Below are 21,825 nucleotides of genomic sequence, written 5' to 3'. Positions count from 1 at the left end.
GGGCTGAAGTTTGGGCATGCCTTCATCCGCTGCCGATCTTGAAAGAGGCGAGCCGCTCAAAAATGATCGGATCACTGAAGGAACGCGACGGTTTTCTTGTCCCGCTTGTGCTTACGGCCAATCCGTTGGCGTGCAGTCGAAACGTCTTGATGGATGAGAAGCGAGGCCTGGGGAGGTGGTTTTCCCAACGCCACCCTCGATGGATGCTACTGCCACCCTTTTCATGGACACAGGCCTCTAATGTGGGTGCATTAGAGGCTGCGATGGCATGCCCGGGGGTAGAGCCTTTCTAGGTGATCTTGAACCAACTGTCCTTGAGCCAATTGGTCCTGGCCAGTTCGATCACCTCGTCGCCACGCCCGCTCATCACCGCCTTGAGCATGTACAGGCTGAAGCCCTTGGCCTGTTCCAGCTTGATGGCCGGCGGCATGGCCAGTTCCTGGGTGGCGGTGACCACGTCCACCAGCACCGGGCCGTCATGGGCCAGGGCGGTGCGCAGGGCGCCTTCCAGTTCTTCGGAGTTTTCCACCCGCAGGCCGAGAATGCCCATGGCGTTGGCCATGGCGGCAAAGTCCGGGTTGTGCAGGTCGGTGCCGGTGTCCAGGTAGCCGGCGGATTTCATTTCCATGGCGACAAAACCCAGGGAGGCGTTGTCGTAGACCACGATCTTCACCGGCAGCTTGAGCTGGGCCAGGGAGATGAAGTCGCCCATCAGCATGCTGAAGCCGCCATCGCCGGACAGCGAGATCACCTGGCGCTGGGGAAAGGCGGCCTGGGCGCCCATGGCCTGGGGCATGGCGTTGGCCATGGAGCCGTGGTTGAAAGAGCCCAGCAGGCGCCGCTGGCCGTTCATTTTCAGGTAGCGCGCGGCCCACACCGTGGGGGTGCCGACGTCGGCAGTGAAGATGGCGTCTTCGTCTGCCAGTTCGCTGAGCAGCCGGGTCAGGTACTGCGGGTGGATCGGCCGGCCAGCGGGCGAGGGCTGGGCCAGGTCGTCCAGGCCCTGGCGCGCCTTGGCGTAGTGCTTGAGGGATTCTTCGAGAAAGCGGCGGTCGCCCTTATAGGGCAGGCGCGGCAGCAGTGCGGCGAGGGTTTCGCCGACGTCGGCGGCGATCCCCAGGTCCAGCGGCACTCGCCGGCCCAGGGCCTGGGGGTTGCGGTCGATCTGTATGACGCAGGCGTCGCTGGGGTAGAACTGGCGATAGGGAAAGTCGGTGCCGAGCATCACCAGGGTGTCGCAGTTGAGCATGGCGTGGTAGCCGGAGCTGAAGCCGATCAGGCCGGTCATGCCGACGTCGAAGGGGTTGTCCCATTCCACATGCTCTTTGCCGCGCAAGGCATGCACCACCGGTGCGCCGAGGGCGTCGGCCAGGGCCACCACCTGATCGTGGGCGCCGGCGCAGCCACTGCCGCAGAGCAGGGTCACGGCCTTGCTCTGGCTCAGCAGTTCCACCAGCTTGTCCAGGTCGTGGGGGGCGGGCAGGGTGCGCGGTGCGTGCAGGGCCGGCCATGGCTTGCTGGCGGCGGGCACCTGTTGCAGGGCCACGTCGCCGGGGATCACCACCACCGCCACGCCGCGGTTGAGGATCGCGCTGCGCATGGCCCGGTGCAGCACCTCGGGCATCTGCGCCGGGTTGCTCACCAGTTCGACGAAGTGGCTGCACTCCTTGAACAGCTCCTGAGGGTGGGTTTCCTGAAAATAGTCGAGGCCGATCTCCGAGGAGGGGATCTGTGCGGCGATGGCCAGTACCGGCACATGGTTGCGGTGACAGTCGAACAGGCCATTGATCAGGTGCAGGTTGCCCGGCCCGCAGCTGCCGGCGCACACCGCCAGTTGCCCCGTGGCGGCGGCTTCGGCGCCGGCGGCAAAGGCGGCCACCTCTTCGTGGCGCACATGCATCCACTCGATGGTCTGCATGCTGTGCAGAGCGTCGGTGAGGCCGTTGAGGCTGTCGCCGGTCAGCCCCCAGATACGCTTGACCCCGGCCTGTTCAAGGGTGGTTGCCAGTTGCTGGGCGATGGTGATGTTCGCCATGAAGAGCTCCTGCGGTCCGCTTAAGAAGTCGTGCAATCAAAAGAGGACAACAGGCGAGTGCGGATGATTCCGTGAAATCTTGCAGGCCCTGCCGCGGTGTGGCGACAGGGGCTGGTGTTCAGGCGAAGCGTGCCGGTCGGCAGGCGGCCAGTTCGGCGCAGGTTTGCCCGTGCAGCAGTTCCTGGCTGATCAGGCGCGCCACCGTGGGGGCCAGGGTCACTCCGGCGTGCATCACCGCCAGGTACAGGCCCTGGTAGCGGGTGCTGGGGCCGATGATCGGCAGTTGGTCCCCGGGCATCGGCCGCAGGCCGACTTCCACGCTGCGCAAGGTGATGGCCTGGGCGCCACGGAACAGCTGGCGGATGCTGGCCAGGGCCTGTTGCGCGATGGCCTCGGGCCCCAGTGGACCCTGGGCATCGATATAGTCCTCGGCCAGCAGCAGGCTGCCGTCCGCCGCTTCGCGGATTTCCAGCTGGCTGTTGGAGACCAGGGTCTTGACCAGGCCCGGTGGCGCATTGACGCGGATCAGGATCGACGGCGAGGCCTGCACCGGCAATTGGATACCCAGGGGCGCGAGCAGGGCCGGGGTGGCGCAGCCGCTGGCGAGCAGCACCTGGTCGGCACGGTGGAGCCCTGCGGCGGTGTTTACCCCGAGTACCCGCTGGCCTTCGACCCGCAAGCCAAGTACCCGGGTCTGGTCGAACACCCGGGCGCCGTGGGTGCAGGCCGCATCGAGCAGGGTGCGGGTGGCGGCCACCGGGTCCAGGCTGCCTTCGCCGGATGCATAGCGGGCACGCTCCGGCAGCACTTGCAGGTGGGGTTCCAGTTGGGCAACGCCGGCCCGGTCCAGCCACCGGGTCGAGGCCTCGGCGGTTGGCTCGTCGGTATCTGGCGCTTGCTGGTCGGCCGCGCCGTAGGTCAGCGCGCCGGACCAACGGATCTGCAAGGCCGGCAGTTCGTGCTGCAGGCGGCGGTAGTCTGCCAGCGCCTGGGCCCGCAGGGCGCGGGCGGCTGCCGGGAACTCGCCGTGGGGGTTGATCCAGGCAAAGGAGTGGCGGGTGACGCCCGAGCCCGGGCTGTCCTGTTCCAGCACGGTCACCTGCGCGCCCTGGCGGGCCAGGTGGTAGGCAATGGCGGCGCCGACAATCCCGGCGCCCACCACGATCACGCTTGAAGGCTTCACGCTCACCTCGTTATCCATTCAATGGGGCGTTGCGAAGGGCGCACCTTAACCGTGGCGGATTGCCCCAGCAATTGAACGAGTGTTGTGAAATTGCAAGCGGGCGGGCCAGGACCGCTGCCGCAGGCGCGGCAGCGGTTTGTGCAGTGCCTGGGCTATTGCAGCTTCAGCGTCAGCCCCGACGCCTGGGGCAGTGGATTGCGCATCAGCCGGCCCACCACCATGGCGCCGAGCAGGGCGAGCATCCCGGCCACCGTCAGCACCAGGCCGAAACCACTGACAAAGGCCTGCCGGGCCAGGGGCTCGACCAGGGCCTGGGCATCGGTCGGTAACCCGGCCATCGCGCCCTGCATGTCCCCGGCCACCACCCGTGAGGCAATCTCCGGTGCCTGCTCCAGCCAGTGCCCGGGCACGGCGTGCAGGCTGCCCTGCAAGAGCTGCTGGGTATGGCTGGCCAGCAGCGCACCGAACACCCCTATGGCCAGCATGATGGCGCTAAAGCGCATGGTGGTGCTCATGCCCGAGGCCATGCCGGTGCGCTCCCGGGGCACGCAGGCCATGATGTTTTTCTGCGTGTCGCCATTGAGCAAGCCGGCCCCGGCGCCGGTCACGGCGATTGCCAGGGCGAAGTTCAGGTAGCCCCCGGCGTGTACCGCCCAGGCGCCGAGCAGGTTGCCGCAGCCCACCAGGGTCAGCCCTGCGGCCATCAGCGTGGCCGGCGCATAGCGCCCGGCCAGGCGTGCGCCGACCCGCGGGCAGATGAGCATGGTCAGGGCGAAGGGCAGCATGCCCAGGCCCGAGGCGATGGCCGAGAAGCCCAGGCCGTTCTGCAGGTAGAAGGGCAGCAGCGTCATCATCACCTGGGCACAGCCGGCGTAGGCGAACATGCCCAGCAGGGCGCCGATGAAGCGCGGGTGGCGGAACAGTTGCAGGTCCACCATGGGCCGGCTTTGCAGCCGCTCGATCAGCACGAACAACCCCAGCAGCGCCACGCCTGCCAGCAGGCGGGTGGTGGTGGCCGGGTGGCTCCAGCCGATGCGGTTGGCCTCGATCAAGCCCCAGATCAGGCACAGCAGGCTGGCGCTGAAGGCCAGGCTGCCCCAGGGGTCGAGGCGCGCCGCCTGGGTATCCCGGGATTCCGGCACGTTGCGCAGCACACTCCACAGCAGCAACGCACCCACCGGCAGGTTGAAGTAGAAGATCCAGCGCCAGCCGAAGTACTCGGTGATCAGCCCGCCGACCGTGGGCGCGGCAGTCATGGCCATGCCCATGCAGGCGCCCCAGAAGGCCCAGGCCTTGGCCCGTTCCACTTCGTCGTGGAAGGTATGGCCGATGGAGGCCAGGGCCGAGGTCAGCAGCAGCGCCGCGCCCACCCCCTTGAGCGCCCGGGCGATGTCCAGCAGCAGGGCGTTGGGCGCCGCGCCGCAGCCCAGGGAGGCGAGGATGAACAGGCCCAGGCCGCAGAGCAGGGTGCGCTTGCGGCCGAAGCGGTCGGCCAGGCTGCCGGCGGGCAGCAGCAGGGCGGCGAAGGCCAGCATGTAGGCGCTGACCACCCACTCGATATCGGCGAAGTTGGCCCCCAGGTCACGGGCGATGCTCGGCAGCGCCACGGCGACGATGTTGGTGTCCAGAACGATCAGCGAACAGACCCCGGATGCAGTGAGCAGGGTCAGGCGCGGGTTGACGGAGCGGTTCATTGCGTGGCCTGCCGACTGAGGGTGGCGAGGGCGGCCAGGGCGATTTCATCGTCGTGGGCCGGGGTGTCGGCACTGACCCCGATGGCGCCGATCACCTGGCCGTCGACGATGATCGGCTGGGCGCCTTTCATCATCACCAGGCCGGCGCTGAGGGCGGCGGGGCGGCCGCCATTGACGGCGTTTTCCAGATCCCCGGAGGGCCGCTTGAACAGCGCCGAGGTGCGTGCCTTGCCCTGGGCCAGCTCGACTCCGGCCACCACTGGGGCGCCGTCCATGCGCGCGCCGAGTATCGGCCAGCCGCCGTCGTCGACGATTGCCACGGCGCAGGGCCAGCCCTTGGCCTGGGCGGTTTGCTGGGCGGCCCTGAGCAGGCGCTGGGCGTTGTCCAGGGTAAGGATTGCCTTGTGGGCAACGACGGGGCGGCTGTCCTCGGCGGCCGCAGTCTGCAGCACGCAGCAGGTGATCATTGCCAGAAGCAGGGGTTTGACGCGCATGGCAGAGGCTCTCTACTGTGAAGGTTCGCTCAGCTTATCCCGGCCTTTCGCGGTCTTTGTTAGCTGCTGGCGACCAGTTCATTACCTTTGAGCTAATGCCCATTATGGAAATTCGTCACTTTCGCTACTTCCTGGCGGTGGCCCGGCAGCGCAATTTCACCCGCGCCGCTGAGCAATTGGGGATTGCCCCGCCTACCCTGAGCCGGCAGATCCAGGACATGGAGAACACCCTTGGCACCCGGCTGTTCCTGCGCCAGCAACGCGAGGTCAGCCTGACCGAGGCCGGCGCCACCCTGCTGCTGGAAGCCGAGGCCACGGTGCGCCAGTTCGAGTTTGCCCAGCGCAATGCCCAGCGTGCCGGGCGCGGCGAGATCGGCCATATCGAACTGGGCTATGTGGCCTCGGCGGTGTATTGCGGGCTGTTGCAGAAACAGGTGCAGGGCTTTGGCCGCGACTGCCCGGACGTCAGCCTCAACGTGCGGGAGTGCCCGATGGCGACGCTGCCGGCGCGGATTGCCGATGGTCGCCTGGACGTGGGCTACATTCGCTCGCCCATGACATTGCCGGAAGGGGTCGAGGCCATTCGCCTGGACGCCGAGGGCTTTGTCCTGGCGCTGTCCGACGAATCCTGGCTGTGCCGCCTGCCGCAGATCGCCTCCGAACACCTGCTCAATGAAACCTTCATTCTTCCGGAGCAGATCAGCGGCACCTTGCAGGTGGCGGCCCAGGGTGCCTACGCCCCCAAGCTGGGCCCCCAGCCCGGCGGCCTGGTGGCGGTACTGGCCCTGGTGTCCCTGGGGCAGGGCGTGGCAGTGGTGCCGGAGTCGGTGGTGGGCCACATCAGCCTGCCCCATGTGCTGTACCGGCCGATTGGCGGCAGCTCGGCGACGTCCTGGCTGTCGCTGATCCACCGGCGTTTCGAGCAGGCACCGGCGGTGGTGCGCTACATCGAGCAGGTACGGCGCGAGTACCGCGGCAAAGCCTGATGGGGCATGTTCAAGCGACGGCCCGGGTCGCATAATCCCCGGGCCATTCCTTTCGCTTCAGGAGCTGCGTCTTCGATGATCGACCACCTTGACCACCTGGTACTGACCACCATCGACCCGATTGCCGCCGAGGATTTCTACGTCCGGGTGCTGGGCATGCAACTGGAAACCTTTGCCGGCGGGCGCAAGGCCTTCAAGTACGGCAACCAGAAGATCAACCTGCATGTGCGCGGCCAGGAGTTCGAACCCAAGGCCCACCTGCCGGTGCCGGGGGCGCTGGATTTGTGCTTCATCGCCAGCGTGCCCCTGGACCAGGTGATTGCCCATCTGCAACAGGCCAACTGGCCGATCATCGAAGGGCCGGTGCCGCGCACCGGCGCCACCGGCCCGATCCGTTCGGTGTACCTGCGGGACCCGGACCTGAACCTGATCGAGATTTCCGAGCAGTTGTAGCGGTGCCGGCCTGCGTCAGAGACGCGGGCCGGATAAAATCTTGTAATGATTTCCCGCTGGGGAATCGGCTTGCCCTCCCTGTAATCTCCAAGTCCGTTTTTTCCTTCAGGACTTGCATGAACACGCTCTCGGAGCCCCCCAGTCGGCGCTCTTTCCTCGCTTTGCCCCATGACTTCTCGCGCCATCCGGCGGCCCTGAGCCCCAGACGCTCAGGCAGCCATTCTCCCGGTTGCACTTGCCTGGCACTTGCCACTTCCTGCCTTTATCCGCCCGTACCCGAGGTTTTGCAGCCCCTGCACCTTGGCGCTGCGTCGCGCCTGGCCGTTTGAATTTTCCGGAGCACTTGAGTCGTCGTTATGGAATGGATCGCAGACCCCACGGCCTGGCTTGGCCTTTTGACCCTGATCGTCCTGGAGCTGGTGCTGGGCATCGACAACCTGGTGTTTATCGCCATCCTCGCGGACAAGCTGCCGCCCGAGCAGCGCGACCGTGCGCGGATCATCGGCCTGTCCCTGGCGTTGTTGATGCGCCTGGGCCTGCTGGCCAGCATCTCGTGGATGGTGACCCTGACCCAGCCGCTGTTCGAGGTCTTCGAGCACAGCTTCTCGGGGCGTGACCTGATCATGCTGTTCGGTGGTGTGTTCCTGCTATTCAAGGCCACCATGGAGTTGCATGAACGCCTGGAGGGCCATGTCAGCCAGCGCGCCGGCAGTACCACTTACGCCTTGTTCTGGCCGATCGTGGCGCAGATCGTGGTGCTCGATGCGGTGTTCTCCCTGGACGCGGTGATCACCGCGGTGGGCATGGTCGAGCACCTGTCGGTGATGATGATCGCGGTGGTGGTGTCCATCGGCGTGATGATCGTCGCCAGCAAGCCGCTGACCCGCTTTGTCAACGCGCACCCGACGGTGATCATGCTGTGCCTGGGCTTCTTGATGATGATCGGCTTCAGCCTGACCGCCGAAGGCTTGGGTTTCCATATTCCCAAGGGTTACCTGTATGCGGCCATCGGCTTCTCGATCCTGATCGAGGTGTTCAACCAGATCGCCCGGGCCCGGCGCAAGAAATCCATGCAGGGCCTGCGGCCGATGCGCGAGCGCACGGCCTATGCGGTGATGCGCCTGCTGGGTGGGCGCAGGCTGGCGGCGGAAGAAGTGGGCGAGGAAATTGCCGACTTGCTGGAAACTGATGAGGCCCCCAGCAGCGAGCTGTTCGACCGCCGTGAGCGGGTGATGATCAGTGGTGTGCTGCAACTGGCGGAGCGGCCGATCCGCAGCCTGATGACGGTGCGTGCCGAGGTCGACTGCATCGACCTTACGGACAGCCCGGAGAGTATTCGTACCAAGCTGATGCATTCTTCGTACTCGCGCCTGCCGCTGATTCGCGATGGCGCGGTGGATGAGCCTTTGGGCTTCGTGCACAAGAAGGAACTGCTCAAGGAGTACCTGGCGGGCAGCGAGCCGAACCTTGAGCATCTGGCGCGCAAGACCATCAACCTGCTGGACAGCTTTTCGATCCTCAACGCCCTGGAACAGATGCGCCAGGCGTCCACTCACATTGCCTTTGTGATCAACGAATTCGGTGACTTCATGGGCATCCTGACCATGACCGACATTCTCGAATCCATTGCCGGCGAGCTGCCGGATGCCAGCGAGATCGAAGGCCCGGATGTGATCGAAGAAGAGGGCGGGTTCCTGGTCAATGGTGCGCTGAACCTGCCTCAGGTACGCCAGCGGACCGGCTTCGGCGCTGAACCCACCGAGGACTACCAGACCCTGGCCGGTCTGGTGATGAGCCTGCTGGACCGCCTGCCGGTCAAGGGCGATAGGGTGGAGTGGGCGGGCTGGAGCCTGCAGGTCAGGGCAGTGGAAGAGCGCCGGGTAACCCAGGTGCTGCTGTCGCGCAGGAGCGTGGACTGACACTGGGGCCTCTTCGCTGGCAAGCCAGCTCCTACGCGGGTGGTGCGGGCCTGGCGGCTGGATGGAAGGTGTAGCGATCCTTGCCGCCGTGCTTGGATTCGTACAGCGCCTGGTCGGCCTTGATCAGGGCCTGGTTCAGGGTTTCGCCAGGCTCGACCCGGGCCAGGCCCATGCTGATGGTCACTGGGTGCCGGGTCGGCTGGTCGCGCACCACCTGGCACAGCCGCGCGGCCAGCGCCTCCACATCCGCGCGGGGCACGTCGGCCAGGTAGATGGCGAACTCCTCGCCGCCCAGGCGGGCATAGTCGAAATCCCTCATCACTCCCTTGATATCGGCGGCGATGCGCTTGAGCACTTCGTCGCCGATGTCATGCCCGTGCATATCGTTGACCTTCTTGAAGTTGTCGATGTCGACCATCGCCAGGTAATGGTCGTGCTCCCGGGGCAGAGCCTGCAGGCGCTGGCCGGCGCGGGCCATGAACGAGCGGCGGTTGGGGATCTCGGTGAGGGTGTCGAGGTAGGCCTGGTCCAGCAGCAACTTGGACATGATGTAGTTGTGCAGCCGGGCCTGGCGCAGGGTGATGAAGCTGTAGAGGGTCAATGCGCTGAGGAACAATGCGTACACCAGCACCAGCAGCCCCTTGAGTTCCTGCAGGGTGGTGCTGGTGCGCCAGAACGGATTGAGCACCAGCCAGGTGATGAAGATGGCGCTGACGAACGACCAGCGTCGCAGAGGCATCACCGAGGCGCCGTAGAGCATGCTCGACGCCCCGAGAATCAGCCAGACCGGGCGCTGGTCGATGGGCAGCCCCTCGATCACCAGGCGCACGCCGATGGTGATGGTCAGCACGAACAGCAGGTTGACCCACTGGAAGTGCCGGTCCTGGCGGGTGAAGCCGAGGATGATGGTGGTGAAGGACAGAATGCTCAGAAAGACCATCGAATAGGCGGTGAAGCCCTGCTGCCCGGGAAAGCTGACGATCAGGTCGAAGATCAGCCAGATCAGGATGCTGGCGGTGTAGATCAGGACGCAGAAGCTGCGCAGGCGTTCGAAATCATGTTGCGCGAATTCAAGCTTCAAGGCCGCCGGAGCGGCCTGTTTGAGCACTTGTTCTTCAAGGGTTCTGAACATCGCGGGCCTTGGATGTGAGCTGATGATCCAGCAGCGGCTTGCCCCAGGGGCGATAGCGCAGGGAGAACACCGCGCCGGGGTTGGAGGGGGCGCGACGATCCGCTGCTTGAAAGTGTAGGTCGTCCAGTTCAATCGGCAGGTACCTGCCAGTGACCGGTAGCTTCCAGTTCTCGCACAAGGTGTGGAGCCATATGGCCAACTGGACGTTTTGCGACTGCGGGCTGCGGGGGCTGCCCGGGCTCATGCCGGAGTACGGGGGGCTTGGGCCTCCAGCCAGGTGCACAGGCGGCGGGCGATGTGTTCGCTGGCGCGGCCGTCACCGTAGGGGCTGTACACGCGGCTCATGCGGGCATGCAGCTGTGCATTGTCCAGCAGTTCGCTGGCGTGGTGCACGATGCGCTCGCGATCGGTGCCCACCAGCAGCACGGTGCCGCCTTCCAGCACCGACGGCCGCTCGGTGACCTCGCGCAGCACCAGCAAGGGCTTGCCGATGGCCGGGGCCTCTTCCTGGACGCCGCCGGAGTCGCTGAGGATGAAGTGCGAACGTCCCATCAGCCAGACAAAATGCTGATAGTCCTGGGGCGCTACCAGGTAGATGTTCGGCTTGTTCGAGAGCAGGCCGTACACCGCGTTCTGCACCTGGGGGTTGAGGTGTACCGGGTACACGAACTGCACGTCCGGGTAGCGCTCGGCCAGGGTTGCCAGGGCTTTGCAGATATCGCGGAAACCGTCACCGAAGTTCTCCCGGCGGTGGCCGGTGATCAGCACCATGCGCCGGCTGTCGTCGAGCACCGCCAGGGGCGAGTTGGCCGCGGGGCGCCAGTGGGTGTGCTTCTGCCGGTTGCGCATCCACAGTAGCGCGTCGATCACCGTGTTGCCGGTGACCTCGATGTTTTCAGCGGGCACGTTTTCCCGCAGCAGGTTGGTTGCGGACCTGGCGGTCGGGGTGAAGTGCAGGTCGGCGATGACCCCGGTCAGGCGCCGGTTGGCTTCTTCGGGCCAGGGTGCCTGGAGGTTGCCAGTGCGCAGGCCGGCCTCGACGTGGCCAATGGGCAACCGCCGGTTGAAGGCGGCGAGGGCGGCGATAAAACTGGTGGTGGTGTCGCCATGGACCAGCACGATGTCCGGTTGCAGACGCTCGTAGCTGGTGTCCAGATGGATCAGCAGTTGCTGCGACAAGCCGTTGAGGGTCTGGCCCTGGGTCATCACTTGCAGGTCCACATCGACCTCGAGCTCAAAGGCGTCGAGTACCTGTTTGAGCATTTCCCGATGCTGGCCGGTGGAACAGATGTGCAGCTCGATACCTGGCCAGTGCCTTAGAACCCGAGCCAGTGGTGCCATCTTGATCGCCTCAGGGCGTGTACCGAAAACCATCATGACCTTGAACGACATGGACCCCTCCCTGGGATTGTGAAAACCGGACCTGGCGTTGAGATCAAAGCAGTCAGGATCACTCTTGTCCAACCAGGAGTGCAGGCGCTGATAGCGCTCAGGTTCGCGGTTTAGCGGGAAAAGGGGGCTTGCATTGATCCCGGAGGCAGCAGGTTTCTCGGCGGAAAGAAAACACTGGGCGCAATGCAAGATGATGTTGCGCAGTTCGGCTGCCCGTTAAGAAGAGTTAGGCTGATTTAAGCCATTAAATTGACGCCAATACCATTTGTCGGGAGGCTTTTAATCAGGCTTAGAGGCTCGTGTCAAAATGACGTCGCGCGCTGCTAGAATGCGCGCCATGACTCACCCCGAGAGTGAGTGTGTTGATGACTGCCTGGTTCGTGGAGTGATGCTGTGGGTCGTGCTTTAGCGGTGTATGTAGTGGGGATGGCCCTGGTGCTGGCGTGTTTTGCCTGGGCAATGGTGACGCTCTACAGCTGAGCGCCGGCGGCGCTCGAGCTTTCCCGGGCAGTGTTCATCGGCCCTTCAATGTTGTTTGCCCAGGCCCATGAGCAGCAGGGCCTGGTCCAGTCATTCAGCCAGGGATTTACTGCCACCCAGGGTGGGCAGGGCTGCTGCAATCGCCCCAGCCAGGCCTCGTGCCGCGGGCAGATCCCGTTCGGCTGCCTGAGCCTGGAACCAGTTCAATACGGTTTCGCAGGCCGGATGCGCGGCGCCGCTGTCGCGTAGCCACAGGGCATAGACCCCGCCGGTCTTGAGCGCCTGGCCAAAGGGGATCAGCAGGCTGCCCCGGGCAATCGAGTCCTGGGCCAGGATCAGGTCCGTCATGGCCACCCCCAGCCCCCGGGCCGCGGCGTCCAGGGCCAGGTCGTCGAGGTTGAACAGCAGATGCTTGTAACTGTGGGGCGTCTGGTCGTCCTGGGCCTGCAGCCAGGCGGTCCATTCCTGGCGGCTGGTAGAACCGTGGATCAGCGCGTGCCCGGCCAGTTCCTCCAGGGAGCGCGGCGGCAATTGCCCGTCACTGAGCGTTGGGGCACACACCGGTACCAGGTATTCGTCGAACAGCGGGGTCAGCGGCCGCTCGTCCAGGCCTTCCGGCAGGTACAGCACATAGGCGTCGCAATCGCCGCCGGGGTCTACCGTGGCCCCGCCCACGGTCTCGATCGACAGGCACAGCCCGGGGTTGGCGGCGTAGAAACCGCTGAGCCGCGGCAGCAACCAGCGCACCGCCAGGGAGACAAAGATGCGGATGCGAAACGGCCGGTCCAGGGGCGCCGGGGCCAGGCGTTCCTGCAGGGAGCCGAGGGACCTCAGGACTTGGGTGGCCACCGTGCAGACATCGCGCCCCTGTTCGGTCAGCGAGACCCTTCGGCTGCTGCGCTCGAACAGGCTGACCCCATAGTGCTCCTCCAGTTGCTGGATCTGCCGGCTCACCGCGCTCTGGGTCAGGTGCAGGCGCGCCGCGGACTCGGTGAAGCTGTGGGTCTGGGCCACGCTGACCAGGGTCTGCAGGGCCTGCAACGAGGGCAGTCGAAGAGGGTTATCCATGCGTTTTCCGAATAGATGGATGAATTAATAACGTTCGAAATAAAGCCGTCATATCCATAGATTGTAGGCATGTGGCGCCGGGTTGAGTGTTCTGTTGAATGCTCCGGGCGCATGGATTGTGCAGGAGTGACAGGCTTTGAACAATGTATGTGGCTGGATCGCCCTGGCAGGGCAGACTTCCCAGCGGCCAACCCTCAAGGGCCTACAGAAAGCCGACTGGCTGATCATTGGCGGTGGCATCACCGGCCTCTCGGCGGCCCATGCCCTGGCGCGGATGTTGCCCCAGCAACGCATCGTCCTGATGGATCGCCAGCGGGCGGCCCAGGGGGCTTCGGCGCGCAACTCGGGGTTTGTGGTCAGCCATGAATTACCCGGCGCCGATGAGTTGCTGGGCCGGCCCGGCCACTCGGCCTATCAGCATGCCTGCGGCATCGGCATCGCTGCCGGTGAAGAGGTGCGCCGGCGCATTGACGAGTTGGGCATCGAGTGCGAGTTCGACGCTGGCGGCTATCACTTCGCCGTGCACCAGGGGCAGCACTTGCAGGACAGCGGCGCCCGAGTCGCTACCCTGAACGCTGCGGGCGCCCAGGCCCAGTACCTGGAAGGCGCGGCCTTGCAGCAGCGCCTGGGCAGCGGCTTCTACCAGCGGGCCATCCACTGCGCCGGTGGCAACGCGCTGCTGCAGCCGGCCAAATACGTCAAGGGCCTGCTGGAGCGCCTGCCGGAGCGGGTGGAGGTGTTCGAGAACAGCCCGGTGCAGGACCTGCAGCCTCTGCCGGGCCGGGGCTGGCGGGCGGTGACCGGGGAGGGCGAGATCCAGGCGCCCCAGGTGCTGGCCTGTGTCGGTGCCTTCCTACCCCGGCTCGGAGTCCGGCACAGCCGCACCTTCCCCCTGGAGCTGAGCGCCAGCATCACCCGGCCCCTGCAGGAAGATCACTGGCAGCGGCTGCTGGATGAGCAGGGCTGGGGCGTGCTCTCCACCTTGCCCGGGGCGGCCACGGTGCGCCTGTTGCCCGGGCGCCGCCTGCTGATGCGCAACACCGTCGAGTATCGCCAGCGCGATCTCGGCCCGGCGCAGTTGGCGGTGCGCCGCCAGGAACACCTGCGGGGCCTGCAAAAGCGCTTTCCCGGCATTACCGATACCGACCTGCAATACACCTGGACCGGGCACCTGAGCGGCACCCGTTCCGGCGAGCCGTACTTCAGCCGGGTCGCCGAAGGCCTGCACGCGGTGGCCGGCTGCAACGGCTCGGGGGTGGCGCGGGGCACCCTGTGGGGCAGGCTGCTGGTGGAAATGGCCGCCGGCTGCGACTCCTCGCTGCTGCGGGACGTGCTGTCCCAGGCCCGGCCCGGCTACCTGCCACCCCGACCGTTTTTCGACATTGGAGCAAGCTTGCGCATGGGCTGGGAAGTGCAGCGCGCGCGACATGAACGTTAACCGTCGCGGCGAATGAAACGCCGCAATAATAAGAGCACAGAGGGCGGCAACATGATCAATCGCACCACTACGGCACTGTTATCCCTGGCCTTGTGCGCCGCAAGCGTCCAGGCGGCCGAGACCGTGAGCATCGCCAACTGGAGCGGCTATATCGCTCCGGACACCCTGGCCCAGTTCACCCAGCGCACCGCAATTCAGACTACCTACGACGTGATCGACAGCAACGAGACCACCGAGGCCAAGCTGATGACCGGCGGCAGCGGCTATGACCTGGCCAGCCCGTCCAACCACTTTCTGCCGCGGCTGATCCAGGCCGGGGCGATCCAGCCCCTGGATCGCAGCAAGCTGCCCAACTGGAACAACCTCGATCCCAAGCTGATGAAGCTGCTGGAAACCAGCGACCCGGGCAATAGGTACGGCATTCCCTATATGTGGGTGACCGTGGGCATCGGCTACAACGTCGACAAGATCAAGGCGATCTTCGGCGACACCGATGTCACCCAGTCCTGGCAGCTGCTGTTCAAGCCGGAGAACATCCAGAAGCTCAAGCAGTGCGGCGTGGCCTTTCTCGACAACCCGACACAGATGGTGCCCATCACCCTCAATGCCCTGGGCCTGGACCCCCACAGCGAACAGCCGGCGGACCTGAAAAAGGCCGAAGCGGCGCTGCAGGCGATCCGCCCCTCGATCCTCTACTTCCACCAGGCCAAGTACGTCAGCGACCTGGCCAACGGCAACATCTGCGTGGCCGTGGGTTTCAGCGGCGACGTGCTGCAAGCCATGGCCACCGCGCAGCAGGCAAAAAACGGCGTGAACCTCGGCTACAGCATTCCCAGGGAAGGCTCCACCGTGGCCATGGACATGGTGGTGATTCCCAGGAACGCCCCGCACCTGGACAACGCCTACGCCTACCTGAACTACCTGCTGGACCCCAAGGTGATCGCCAACATCAGCAACTTCGTGCAGTACGCGAACGGCAATGCGGCGTCCTTGCCCTACATCGAACCGCAGTTGCGCAGCAACCCGGCGGCCTACCCGCCGCAGTCGGTGCTCGATACGCTGTTCCCGATCAAGACCATGACCCCGGCCGGCATGCGCCTGAGCACTCGCCTGTGGACCCGGGTCGTCAGCGGCACATGAGGAGCACGGCATGATTGCAAGTCAGCAACAACGCGGCCACGCCGTGGTGGTGGGGGCCGGGGTGGTGGGCCTGGCCAGCGCCCTGTGGCTGCAGCGCCTGGGCTGGCGGGTGACCCTGCTGGACCGCCAGCCGCCGGGCAGCGGCACTTCCTTCGGCAATGCCTGTACCTTCGCCACCTATGCCGTGGAGCCAGTGGCAACCCCCGGCATCTGGCGCCAGGCCCCGGGCATGCTGTTGCGGCGCGACAGCCCGCTGGCGATCCGCCCGGGTTACCTGCCACGGATCGCCCCCTGGCTATGGCGCTTTTTGCAAAGCTCCAGCGAGCCGCGGGTCAAGGCCATCAGCCATGACCTGCACAGCCTGCTCAAGCCCTGCATGGGCGCCTGGCAGGCGTTGTTCGACGATGCCGGGGCCAACGACCTGGTGCGCCATGACGGCTCGCTGTACATCTTCGAGGCCCACGAGCGGCAGAGCGCTATCGACATGCTGGCCTATCACCAGGGGTTCGAGGTACCCATGCGCCTGGTGCAAGGGCCGGAGCTACGGGCCATGGAGCCGGCCCTCAACGCCCGTGCGGCCCTGGCGCTGGAACTGCCCCAGGTCAGCCGCACCCTCGATCCCTTCGCATTGAGCCAGCGCTTGCTGCGGTGCTTCATCGAGCGCGGCGGAGTGTTTCGCCGCGATGAGTTGCAGGGGGTCGAGCGCAGCGCCCAGGACGGCGAGCGGGTGCTTGCCCGCCTCGGCAGTGGCGAGCAACTGCCCGCCGAACGCCTGGTGTTGTGCAGCGGCGCTTGGTCCCGCCGCCTGGCGCAGAGCCTGGGGGACGAGATTCCCCTGGACACCGAACGCGGTTATCACGTGCTGTTCGATCAGGCTGGCGGCTTGCTCAGCCGCCCGGTGTGCTGGGGCGCCGGCGGTTTCTACCTGACGCCCATGGCCCAAGGGCTGCGGGTGGCGGGCACGGTGGAGTTCGGCGGCCTCGACGCCGCGCCGGACCCGCGCCGCTATCACTACCTGTCCCGGGCGGCGCGACGCTTCCTGACCCTGCACCACGAACCGGTTTCCCGGTGGATGGGCTTTCGTCCCTCGCTGCCGGACAGCAAGCCGGTGCTCGGCCAGTCGCGGCTGCTGCCCCAGGTGCACTACAACTTCGGCCACGGTCACGTTGGCCTGACCCTGGCCGCCATCAGTGGGCAACTGGTGGCGGAACAGGCCAGTGGGCTGACCCCGAGCGTGAACCTGCAACCCTTCCTGGCGGGGCGTTTCCGCTAGTCACGCAGCCGCGGTGGTTATGGGGAAGGGAAACGGTCATGTTCATCTGCTACAACGGCTTTTTCCCTCGACAGACCTGCCCGGCGGCCGGAAAGGCGCCGGGGGACCTACGCTAGCCATGGACGCGCCCCTATGCGAAATGCACTTGTGCTGACCTCCCTGTTCCTGTGTGCCGGCGCAGCTTGCGCCGAAGACCCCGCCTCGGTACTGGGCCATGGCTTTGGTTCCCTGGGCTGCATCGACCTCAAGGACCCCGACAGCAAGGCCACCTGCGGCGCCCGCGCCCTGTCCAACGGCACCGGTTGCCACGGCCTGTCCAGCCAGGGCATGCGCGACAAATGCCTGGATGAAGCGCTGTACCCGCAAAGCAGCGCGAGCCGCACCCGTACTGCGAAGACGGCCCAACCAACGGCCCCGGTGCCCGCCCTGTCCAGCCAGCGCCTTGTCCAACCGCCTGCGCCCTTGTTGACGGAGGGCGAGGCGAAGCGGTTGGAAGAGGTGTTGGGGGTCAATGGTTCCAGGCGCTGAGCTTGGCTATTGCACCACGGGCTTTTATGCTCCCGGTCCGGTGAATGCACTGACCGGCAGCGGGCTTGAGCATTGATGCCTGCTGATGCAGCGAACAAGGGCTCGCCTGTTATCCCTGGTGAGGATGCGGTGCGCTGGAGGAGGTGACTCAATGGCCGGGCCGACTGTCAGGGTGCTTTTACCGCGCCAGATCGATGGCTTGCTCGAAAACCGGGTGCTGGCCTGTCTGGCCGCAATTGCGGATCAACCCTGGGCCGGTACGAGCTCGTTCTTCATTGGCGGTAGCCCCATGCTGTTTGGGATGGGGGCCGAATATCCAGGGGAACTGGCGGAATATGCCGGGCTGGCCGGGCAACTGGGATGGCTCCCTGAAGACATTCTGAGCCTGGCGGCCATGGATAAAGACCAGACGGATCATCAACGCCTAGGGCAGGCGGCGCTGACCTTGGCCCGTCACCTGGATGGCGTACTGGCCTTCGGCGCCAGCATCCATGCCTACACCCGGGACAGCGAATTTCTGGCGGGGCTGGCGATCATCGAGCATGAGGGCGAGAGCATTTTCAGCGCTGCGGACTTTGCGGCATGGTTGGGCCACCGGGATTTTCGGCTGGTGAAATAATCCACGGCTACACGCCCGCACTGCCGCCCACCCACTACCTTGCGTAGGCGCTGGCTTGCCAGCCAAGGCGTTCGGGAGATCGCTTTCGCCGGCAAGGGAGGGTCAGGCTTGCTGGCGGTGCTCGGCGGCGTGCAGGCCCAGGTAGAAGGTCAGGTTGTCGTCGCTGATGCCCAGGGCGCCGAGAATCTGTGCCATGAAACTCACTGGAGCGCTGCCCGGGGCGGTGATCACGCGCTGGTCCGCTACCGCATGGGGCACATCCTGGTAGTGCGCGGCGCCGGCATAACCCACCGCCAGCAGGTTGTCCGCCGAATTGGAGGTGTGCTTGAGCTGGTCCAGCACCCCGGCCCTGGCCAGTTCGCGGGTGCCGTCGCAGATGCCGGCGAGGACCAGCTTGCGTTCCTTGGCCGCGCGTAGCAGTTCGCGGATATCCGGCGCCTGGGGGCTTTGCCAGACCGTCCCGCCGCAGACCATCAAGAGGTCCACCTCATCCAGACGAATATCTTCCAACGCCAGGTCCGGGGTCACCCGCAGGCCGCCCATGGAGGTCACGATGGCACCCTTGGGGGAAGCGTAACGGCAGTCGAAGCCATAGTAGCCACGGCCGGTGGCGTTGATCAGGGCGGTTTCCCAGTCGGCGAAATTGTCGCAGACAAGGGTAATGGCGCGGGTCATGGGCAGCTGTCCTTGCTGAGGCGAATGAGTATTGGAGGGCGCGCAGAATAGCCCGATTTCAGCGACTGAATGGAACATCTTGTTGTGGAGCAAGGGAGGGGGCTGCTGTCGGCGGTGTGTTTCTGCCCCGAGCAACAGTGCTTGGTGGGATAAGCCTATTTATCGAAAACCTTCTGTGCTCGGGCCGAGTTGAAGCGCAACCTGGCGCCGGCTCAACTAATTTTTCGCCGGCTATTTACATCCAGGCCGTCATTGCCCATTATCCGGGCCGTCTAAGTTTCGCTGCTGACCAGACAATTCCAGCCACCAAAAGGGTGGTTGTTTTGTTGCGTCCAAGAAAAGCAGTTGAAAAATGACCAAGACTCCTCTGAAAAGAATTCAGCACAAGCTCGCCCGTTCCGGGGTGGCCATCGAACGCCTGAATTCCAATTCCCTCTCTATCTCGTCCACCAATGACGCCGGCCTCAAGGTGGATCTGCTGCTGCCCGACAGTTTTGCCATCGAAGAGAAAGCCATCCTGCAACTGATGGATTTCGCCAAGGTCGCCCACCCCCATGGCGGCGAAGTGAAGTGCGCCTGCGCCACGCCGGATTTCCATACCGGCAGCCCGATTCCGGTGGGTAGCGTGATCGTCACCAGCCACGACATGGTGGTGCCGCAAGCCATCGGCACCGACATCAATTGCGGCATGCGCCTGCACAAGCTGGGGCTGAACTACGAGCAGTTCATGGCGCAAAAGGCCAAGTGGACCGCCCTGGTGCGTGGCGATCTGCTGGAAGGCACGCGCAATATTCCCACCAGCCCCACGGCCATGAGCGCGCTGTTTGCTTCGGGGCTGGGGGATTTCTGGGCTCAGGTACAGCAACAGGACCCGATCGGGCTGTTTGCCGGGGCGGATTTCGCCCAGTTGCAGCGTGAGCTTTCGGGCCTGCATGAGTCGTCCTTTGCCCGTGGCAGCGCCGACTATGCACCGGAGGCCCTGCAGGACCTTTCGCGCAAGATCCTTCGCGACCCGGGCCTGGGTTCCCTGGGAGGTGGTAATCACTTTGTCGAGATCCAGGTGGTCACCGAACTGGTGGATCGCCAGGCCTGTTTCGCCCAGGGCCTGTCCGTGGGGCAGGTGGTGATGATGATCCACACCGGCTCTCGCGACGTGGGCTTCTATGTAGGCCGACGCTGGATGGACAAGGCCAAGGCCCTGTGGCCGGCCGGGATCAAGCATCCCGATTCGAAGATATTCGCCCTGTTTGGCGAGATGGCCGATGAGTACCTGCTGGCCATGCACAGCGCCGCGCACTACGCCGACGCCAACCGCGCACTGATCGCCGAAATGGTGCGCCAGCGCACTCGGCAGGTGTTCGGCGCGGGCATCGAAGCGCCGCTGATTGTCGATGTACCGCACAACATCGTACTGCGCGAGGAAGGCGGCAACGTCCACCGCAAAGGCGCCACACCGGCCTACGCCGGGCAGCCGCTGCTGATTCCGGGGAGCATGGGGCATGACTCCTACCTGCTCACCGGGCTGGGCAACGATCGCTGGTTGCGCTCGGCCAGCCACGGCGCCGGACGCTCCATGTCGCGCAGCGAGGTGGTGTTCAAGGCCAAGAAGGACAAGGCCTTCCTCGGCCTGCAGGGCGTGGAGTGCATCACCACCAAGGAAGAGCGGATGATCGAAGAAGCACCGGGGGCCTACAAGGAAATTGGCCAGGTGATCCAGTCCCAGGTGGAAGAGGGAACGGTGTCGGTGATTGCGCGGTTTTCGCCGATCCTGACGTTCAAGGCGTAAGCACGAGGGGGCTGTGGGGGTGGGATGGTTTCGGGTTTGCCGTGCAACTGGACGGCCGATCCATGGTCGCTCCCGGCCCGATCGTTCTGACCCCCCTGTCATGTTCCGTGCTCCCCATGGCACACTCCTGCGGAATTTATTCCGTTATTTGATATTTAATTCCGTTGTAGCGGAATTATTGCTGTGTGACCCAGGCCGCCTTTGTTTTTCCGAGGGTGGTCTTGTCTGCTCAGCCTTCAACCAGGAGAACCTCTCATGAGCATCACCCGTTACGGCACCGGTAGCACCGCAGGCGGTGGCCAGCCGCGTCCTTTCGCTCGCGCGGTCGAGGCCGATGGTTGGCTGCATGTGTCCGGCCAGGTGCCGGCGCTGGATGGCGAGATCATTCACGGTGGGATCGTCGAGCAGACGCATCAGACGCTGCGCAATCTGGTGGCCATTCTCGAAGAGGCCGGGTATGGCCTGGAGGATGTGGTGCGGGTTGGCGTGTGGCTGGAGGACCCGCGGGATTTCTGGAGTTTCAACAAGGTGTTCGGTGAGTACTTCAAGCCCGAACACGCGCCGGCCCGGGCCTGTGTGCAGGCCAGCATGATGGTGGATTGCAAGGTCGAGATCGATTGCGTGGCCTACAAGAAGAAAGCCTGATGGCTATGGCCTGTAGAAGCTGGCTTGCCAGCGAAGGCGCCCCTGAGGGTGGCACAAGGCTTGAAGGCCTCTTCGCCGGCAAGCCGGCTCCTACGGGTCGATAGAGGGGGCGCAGTTAGATGAGCGAAGACAACATCAAGCGTCGGGCCAAGGGCCTGGATCGGGCGTTCGATATTCTCGATTTCCTCAAGGAGGTCGGCCAGCCGTTGCGGCCCAACGATATCGCCAAGGGCATTGGCGGCCCCAAGTCCACGGTCTATGAGTTGGTGGCTTCCCTGCTGGAACGACGGGTACTGGAACCGGTGGGCCAGGAGGGGCATGTGTACCTGGGCCGCCAGTTGTACTTTCTCGGCCAGGCCCATTTGCGTCATTTCGACCTGAGCCGCGAGGCCGATCAGGCCTTGCAGGAAATCGTCCGCCAGACCCAGGAAACCGCGCAGATGTGCCTGCTCAACGGGCGCAAATACACGGTGGCGCTGATGAAGGAGGGCGAGCGGCACTTCCGCATTTCCTCGAACATCGGCGAGAACGCGCCGATTCCCTGGACCGCTTCCGGGCGGTTGCTATTGGGGCATTTGAGCGATGGGCAGATTGTCGACCTGATCGATGAACGGGACTTCGTTCTGCCCGACGGTGAGCGTCTGCCCTTGGAGACGTTTCTCAAGCAAATCCGCCAGGCCACCGAGGATGGGTTCTTTTCCTTCGACAGCGTGGCCGACACCTTTACCCATTGTTTTGCCGCACCGGTGCGCGATGAGCACGGCGTGTGCATCTGCACGCTCTGCATCGTCGCGCCCAGGGCCGATGCCCAGCGCAATTACCAGCAATATCGCCGGGTGCTGATCGACAGTGCCAACCGTCTGGCCCGGCGTATCAACGATTGAT

The 21,825-nt window shown here is 65.0% G+C and carries 19 protein-coding genes; 11 read left to right on the top strand and 8 right to left on the bottom strand.

Going from position 1 to position 21,825, the window contains the following annotated elements; genetic code table 11:
* Positions 1-289: 289 nt before the first annotated feature.
* From poxB to AC07R1_RS07765, 4 genes are all read right to left on the bottom strand, one after another.
* A complete protein-coding gene (gene poxB, locus AC07R1_RS07780; protein ID WP_194238029.1) occupies positions 290-2,035 on the bottom strand; it encodes a ubiquinone-dependent pyruvate dehydrogenase in 1,746 nt (581 codons plus the stop codon).
* A 118-nt stretch (positions 2,036-2,153) separates the two neighbouring features.
* Positions 2,154-3,218, bottom strand: a complete 1,065-nt coding sequence (locus AC07R1_RS07775; RefSeq protein WP_236204239.1) for an NAD(P)/FAD-dependent oxidoreductase — start codon at positions 3,216-3,218, stop codon at positions 2,154-2,156.
* A gap of 152 nt (positions 3,219-3,370) precedes the next feature.
* Positions 3,371-4,912: an MFS transporter gene (locus AC07R1_RS07770; protein WP_495110377.1), complete on the bottom strand. Its 1,542-nt coding sequence runs from the start codon at positions 4,910-4,912 to the stop codon at positions 3,371-3,373.
* Complete coding sequence (locus AC07R1_RS07765; protein ID WP_495110376.1) at positions 4,909-5,406, bottom strand: GlcG/HbpS family heme-binding protein; 498 nt, start codon at positions 5,404-5,406, stop codon at positions 4,909-4,911. The genes AC07R1_RS07770 and AC07R1_RS07765 overlap by 4 nt, the downstream gene beginning before the upstream one ends.
* A gap of 104 nt (positions 5,407-5,510) precedes the next feature.
* On the opposite strand from AC07R1_RS07765, the gene AC07R1_RS07760 reads away from it, so the two are divergent.
* From AC07R1_RS07760 to AC07R1_RS07750, 3 genes are all read left to right on the top strand, one after another.
* Positions 5,511-6,392 carry a LysR family transcriptional regulator gene (locus AC07R1_RS07760; protein WP_011061876.1) on the top strand — a complete coding sequence of 294 codons (882 nt, stop codon included), beginning with the start codon at positions 5,511-5,513 and terminating at the stop codon, positions 6,390-6,392.
* 75 nt (positions 6,393-6,467) lie between these two features.
* Positions 6,468-6,845: a VOC family protein gene (locus AC07R1_RS07755; protein WP_041118828.1), complete on the top strand. Its 378-nt coding sequence runs from the start codon at positions 6,468-6,470 to the stop codon at positions 6,843-6,845.
* 356 nt (positions 6,846-7,201) lie between these two features.
* Positions 7,202-8,764 carry a TerC family protein gene (locus tag AC07R1_RS07750; RefSeq protein WP_011061874.1) on the top strand — a complete coding sequence of 521 codons (1,563 nt, stop codon included), beginning with the start codon at positions 7,202-7,204 and terminating at the stop codon, positions 8,762-8,764.
* A 31-nt stretch (positions 8,765-8,795) separates the two neighbouring features.
* Here the strand turns inward: AC07R1_RS07750 and AC07R1_RS07745 are convergent, their stop codons facing one another.
* From AC07R1_RS07745 to AC07R1_RS07735, 3 genes are all read right to left on the bottom strand, one after another.
* Positions 8,796-9,896, bottom strand: coding sequence for a GGDEF domain-containing protein (locus tag AC07R1_RS07745; RefSeq protein WP_401400531.1), 1,101 nt, complete (start codon positions 9,894-9,896; stop codon positions 8,796-8,798).
* Between the two features lie 240 nt (positions 9,897-10,136).
* Positions 10,137-11,288, bottom strand: a complete 1,152-nt coding sequence (gene wecB / locus AC07R1_RS07740; RefSeq protein ID WP_495110375.1) for a non-hydrolyzing UDP-N-acetylglucosamine 2-epimerase — start codon at positions 11,286-11,288, stop codon at positions 10,137-10,139.
* A gap of 570 nt (positions 11,289-11,858) precedes the next feature.
* The gene (locus tag AC07R1_RS07735; protein ID WP_019095395.1) at positions 11,859-12,836 is read right to left on the bottom strand and encodes a LysR substrate-binding domain-containing protein; all 978 of its coding nucleotides are present in this window, start codon (positions 12,834-12,836) and stop codon (positions 11,859-11,861) included.
* A gap of 136 nt (positions 12,837-12,972) precedes the next feature.
* Here AC07R1_RS07735 and AC07R1_RS07730 point away from each other — a divergent pair, with 136 nt between their 5' ends.
* From AC07R1_RS07730 to AC07R1_RS07710, 5 genes are all read left to right on the top strand, one after another.
* Positions 12,973-14,274, top strand: coding sequence for an NAD(P)/FAD-dependent oxidoreductase (locus AC07R1_RS07730; protein ID WP_495110374.1), 1,302 nt, complete (start codon positions 12,973-12,975; stop codon positions 14,272-14,274).
* A 51-nt stretch (positions 14,275-14,325) separates the two neighbouring features.
* Entirely contained in the window at positions 14,326-15,414 is a 1,089-nt protein-coding gene (locus tag AC07R1_RS07725) for a polyamine ABC transporter substrate-binding protein (RefSeq protein ID WP_015636031.1), read from the top strand.
* Positions 15,415-15,424: 10 nt separating this feature from the next.
* Positions 15,425-16,687, top strand: coding sequence for an NAD(P)/FAD-dependent oxidoreductase (locus AC07R1_RS07720; protein WP_258610898.1), 1,263 nt, complete (start codon positions 15,425-15,427; stop codon positions 16,685-16,687).
* Between the two features lie 132 nt (positions 16,688-16,819).
* Positions 16,820-17,215 carry a hypothetical protein gene (locus tag AC07R1_RS07715; RefSeq protein WP_011061867.1) on the top strand — a complete coding sequence of 132 codons (396 nt, stop codon included), beginning with the start codon at positions 16,820-16,822 and terminating at the stop codon, positions 17,213-17,215.
* A gap of 151 nt (positions 17,216-17,366) precedes the next feature.
* The gene (locus AC07R1_RS07710; RefSeq protein ID WP_495110373.1) at positions 17,367-17,834 is read left to right on the top strand and encodes a DUF6368 family protein; all 468 of its coding nucleotides are present in this window, start codon (positions 17,367-17,369) and stop codon (positions 17,832-17,834) included.
* Between the two features lie 102 nt (positions 17,835-17,936).
* Here the strand turns inward: AC07R1_RS07710 and AC07R1_RS07705 are convergent, their stop codons facing one another.
* Positions 17,937-18,509: a type 1 glutamine amidotransferase family protein gene (locus tag AC07R1_RS07705; protein WP_019095391.1), complete on the bottom strand. Its 573-nt coding sequence runs from the start codon at positions 18,507-18,509 to the stop codon at positions 17,937-17,939.
* 352 nt (positions 18,510-18,861) lie between these two features.
* On the opposite strand from AC07R1_RS07705, the gene AC07R1_RS07700 reads away from it, so the two are divergent.
* The 3 genes from AC07R1_RS07700 (at position 18,862) to AC07R1_RS07690 (ending at position 21,824) form a co-directional block, all read left to right on the top strand.
* Positions 18,862-20,295, top strand: coding sequence for an RtcB family protein (locus AC07R1_RS07700; RefSeq protein WP_072450020.1), 1,434 nt, complete (start codon positions 18,862-18,864; stop codon positions 20,293-20,295).
* 255 nt (positions 20,296-20,550) lie between these two features.
* Positions 20,551-20,940 (top strand): RidA family protein, encoded by a 390-nt coding sequence (locus AC07R1_RS07695; RefSeq protein ID WP_011061860.1) that lies wholly within the window; start codon positions 20,551-20,553, stop codon positions 20,938-20,940.
* Between the two features lie 119 nt (positions 20,941-21,059).
* Positions 21,060-21,824 carry an IclR family transcriptional regulator gene (locus AC07R1_RS07690; RefSeq protein WP_011061859.1) on the top strand — a complete coding sequence of 255 codons (765 nt, stop codon included), beginning with the start codon at positions 21,060-21,062 and terminating at the stop codon, positions 21,822-21,824.
* Position 21,825 lies beyond the last annotated feature (1 nt).

The sequence above is a fragment of the Pseudomonas sp. GW821-FHT07F01 genome (genome assembly GCF_059418825.1).
The sequence above is the reverse complement of the archived record's forward strand: the minus strand, read 5'-3'. Positions and strand labels throughout refer to the sequence as shown.

Coding starts and splice junctions, on each gene's coding strand:
- poxB (WP_194238029.1), bottom strand. CDS start 2,035: ATGGCGAACATCACCATCGCCCAGCAACTGGCAACCACCCTTGAACAG.
- AC07R1_RS07770 (WP_495110377.1), bottom strand. CDS start 4,912: ATGAACCGCTCCGTCAACCCGCGCCTGACCCTGCTCACTGCATCCGGG.
- AC07R1_RS07765 (WP_495110376.1), bottom strand. CDS start 5,406: ATGCGCGTCAAACCCCTGCTTCTGGCAATGATCACCTGCTGCGTGCTG.
- AC07R1_RS07760 (WP_011061876.1), top strand. CDS start 5,511: ATGGAAATTCGTCACTTTCGCTACTTCCTGGCGGTGGCCCGGCAGCGC.
- AC07R1_RS07755 (WP_041118828.1), top strand. CDS start 6,468: ATGATCGACCACCTTGACCACCTGGTACTGACCACCATCGACCCGATT.
- AC07R1_RS07750 (WP_011061874.1), top strand. CDS start 7,202: ATGGAATGGATCGCAGACCCCACGGCCTGGCTTGGCCTTTTGACCCTG.
- AC07R1_RS07745 (WP_401400531.1), bottom strand. CDS start 9,896: ATGTTCAGAACCCTTGAAGAACAAGTGCTCAAACAGGCCGCTCCGGCG.
- wecB (WP_495110375.1), bottom strand. CDS start 11,288: ATGTCGTTCAAGGTCATGATGGTTTTCGGTACACGCCCTGAGGCGATC.
- AC07R1_RS07735 (WP_019095395.1), bottom strand. CDS start 12,836: ATGGATAACCCTCTTCGACTGCCCTCGTTGCAGGCCCTGCAGACCCTG.
- AC07R1_RS07725 (WP_015636031.1), top strand. CDS start 14,326: ATGATCAATCGCACCACTACGGCACTGTTATCCCTGGCCTTGTGCGCC.
- AC07R1_RS07720 (WP_258610898.1), top strand. CDS start 15,425: ATGATTGCAAGTCAGCAACAACGCGGCCACGCCGTGGTGGTGGGGGCC.
- AC07R1_RS07715 (WP_011061867.1), top strand. CDS start 16,820: ATGCGAAATGCACTTGTGCTGACCTCCCTGTTCCTGTGTGCCGGCGCA.
- AC07R1_RS07710 (WP_495110373.1), top strand. CDS start 17,367: ATGGCCGGGCCGACTGTCAGGGTGCTTTTACCGCGCCAGATCGATGGC.
- AC07R1_RS07705 (WP_019095391.1), bottom strand. CDS start 18,509: ATGACCCGCGCCATTACCCTTGTCTGCGACAATTTCGCCGACTGGGAA.
- AC07R1_RS07700 (WP_072450020.1), top strand. CDS start 18,862: ATGACCAAGACTCCTCTGAAAAGAATTCAGCACAAGCTCGCCCGTTCC.
- AC07R1_RS07695 (WP_011061860.1), top strand. CDS start 20,551: ATGAGCATCACCCGTTACGGCACCGGTAGCACCGCAGGCGGTGGCCAG.
- AC07R1_RS07690 (WP_011061859.1), top strand. CDS start 21,060: ATGAGCGAAGACAACATCAAGCGTCGGGCCAAGGGCCTGGATCGGGCG.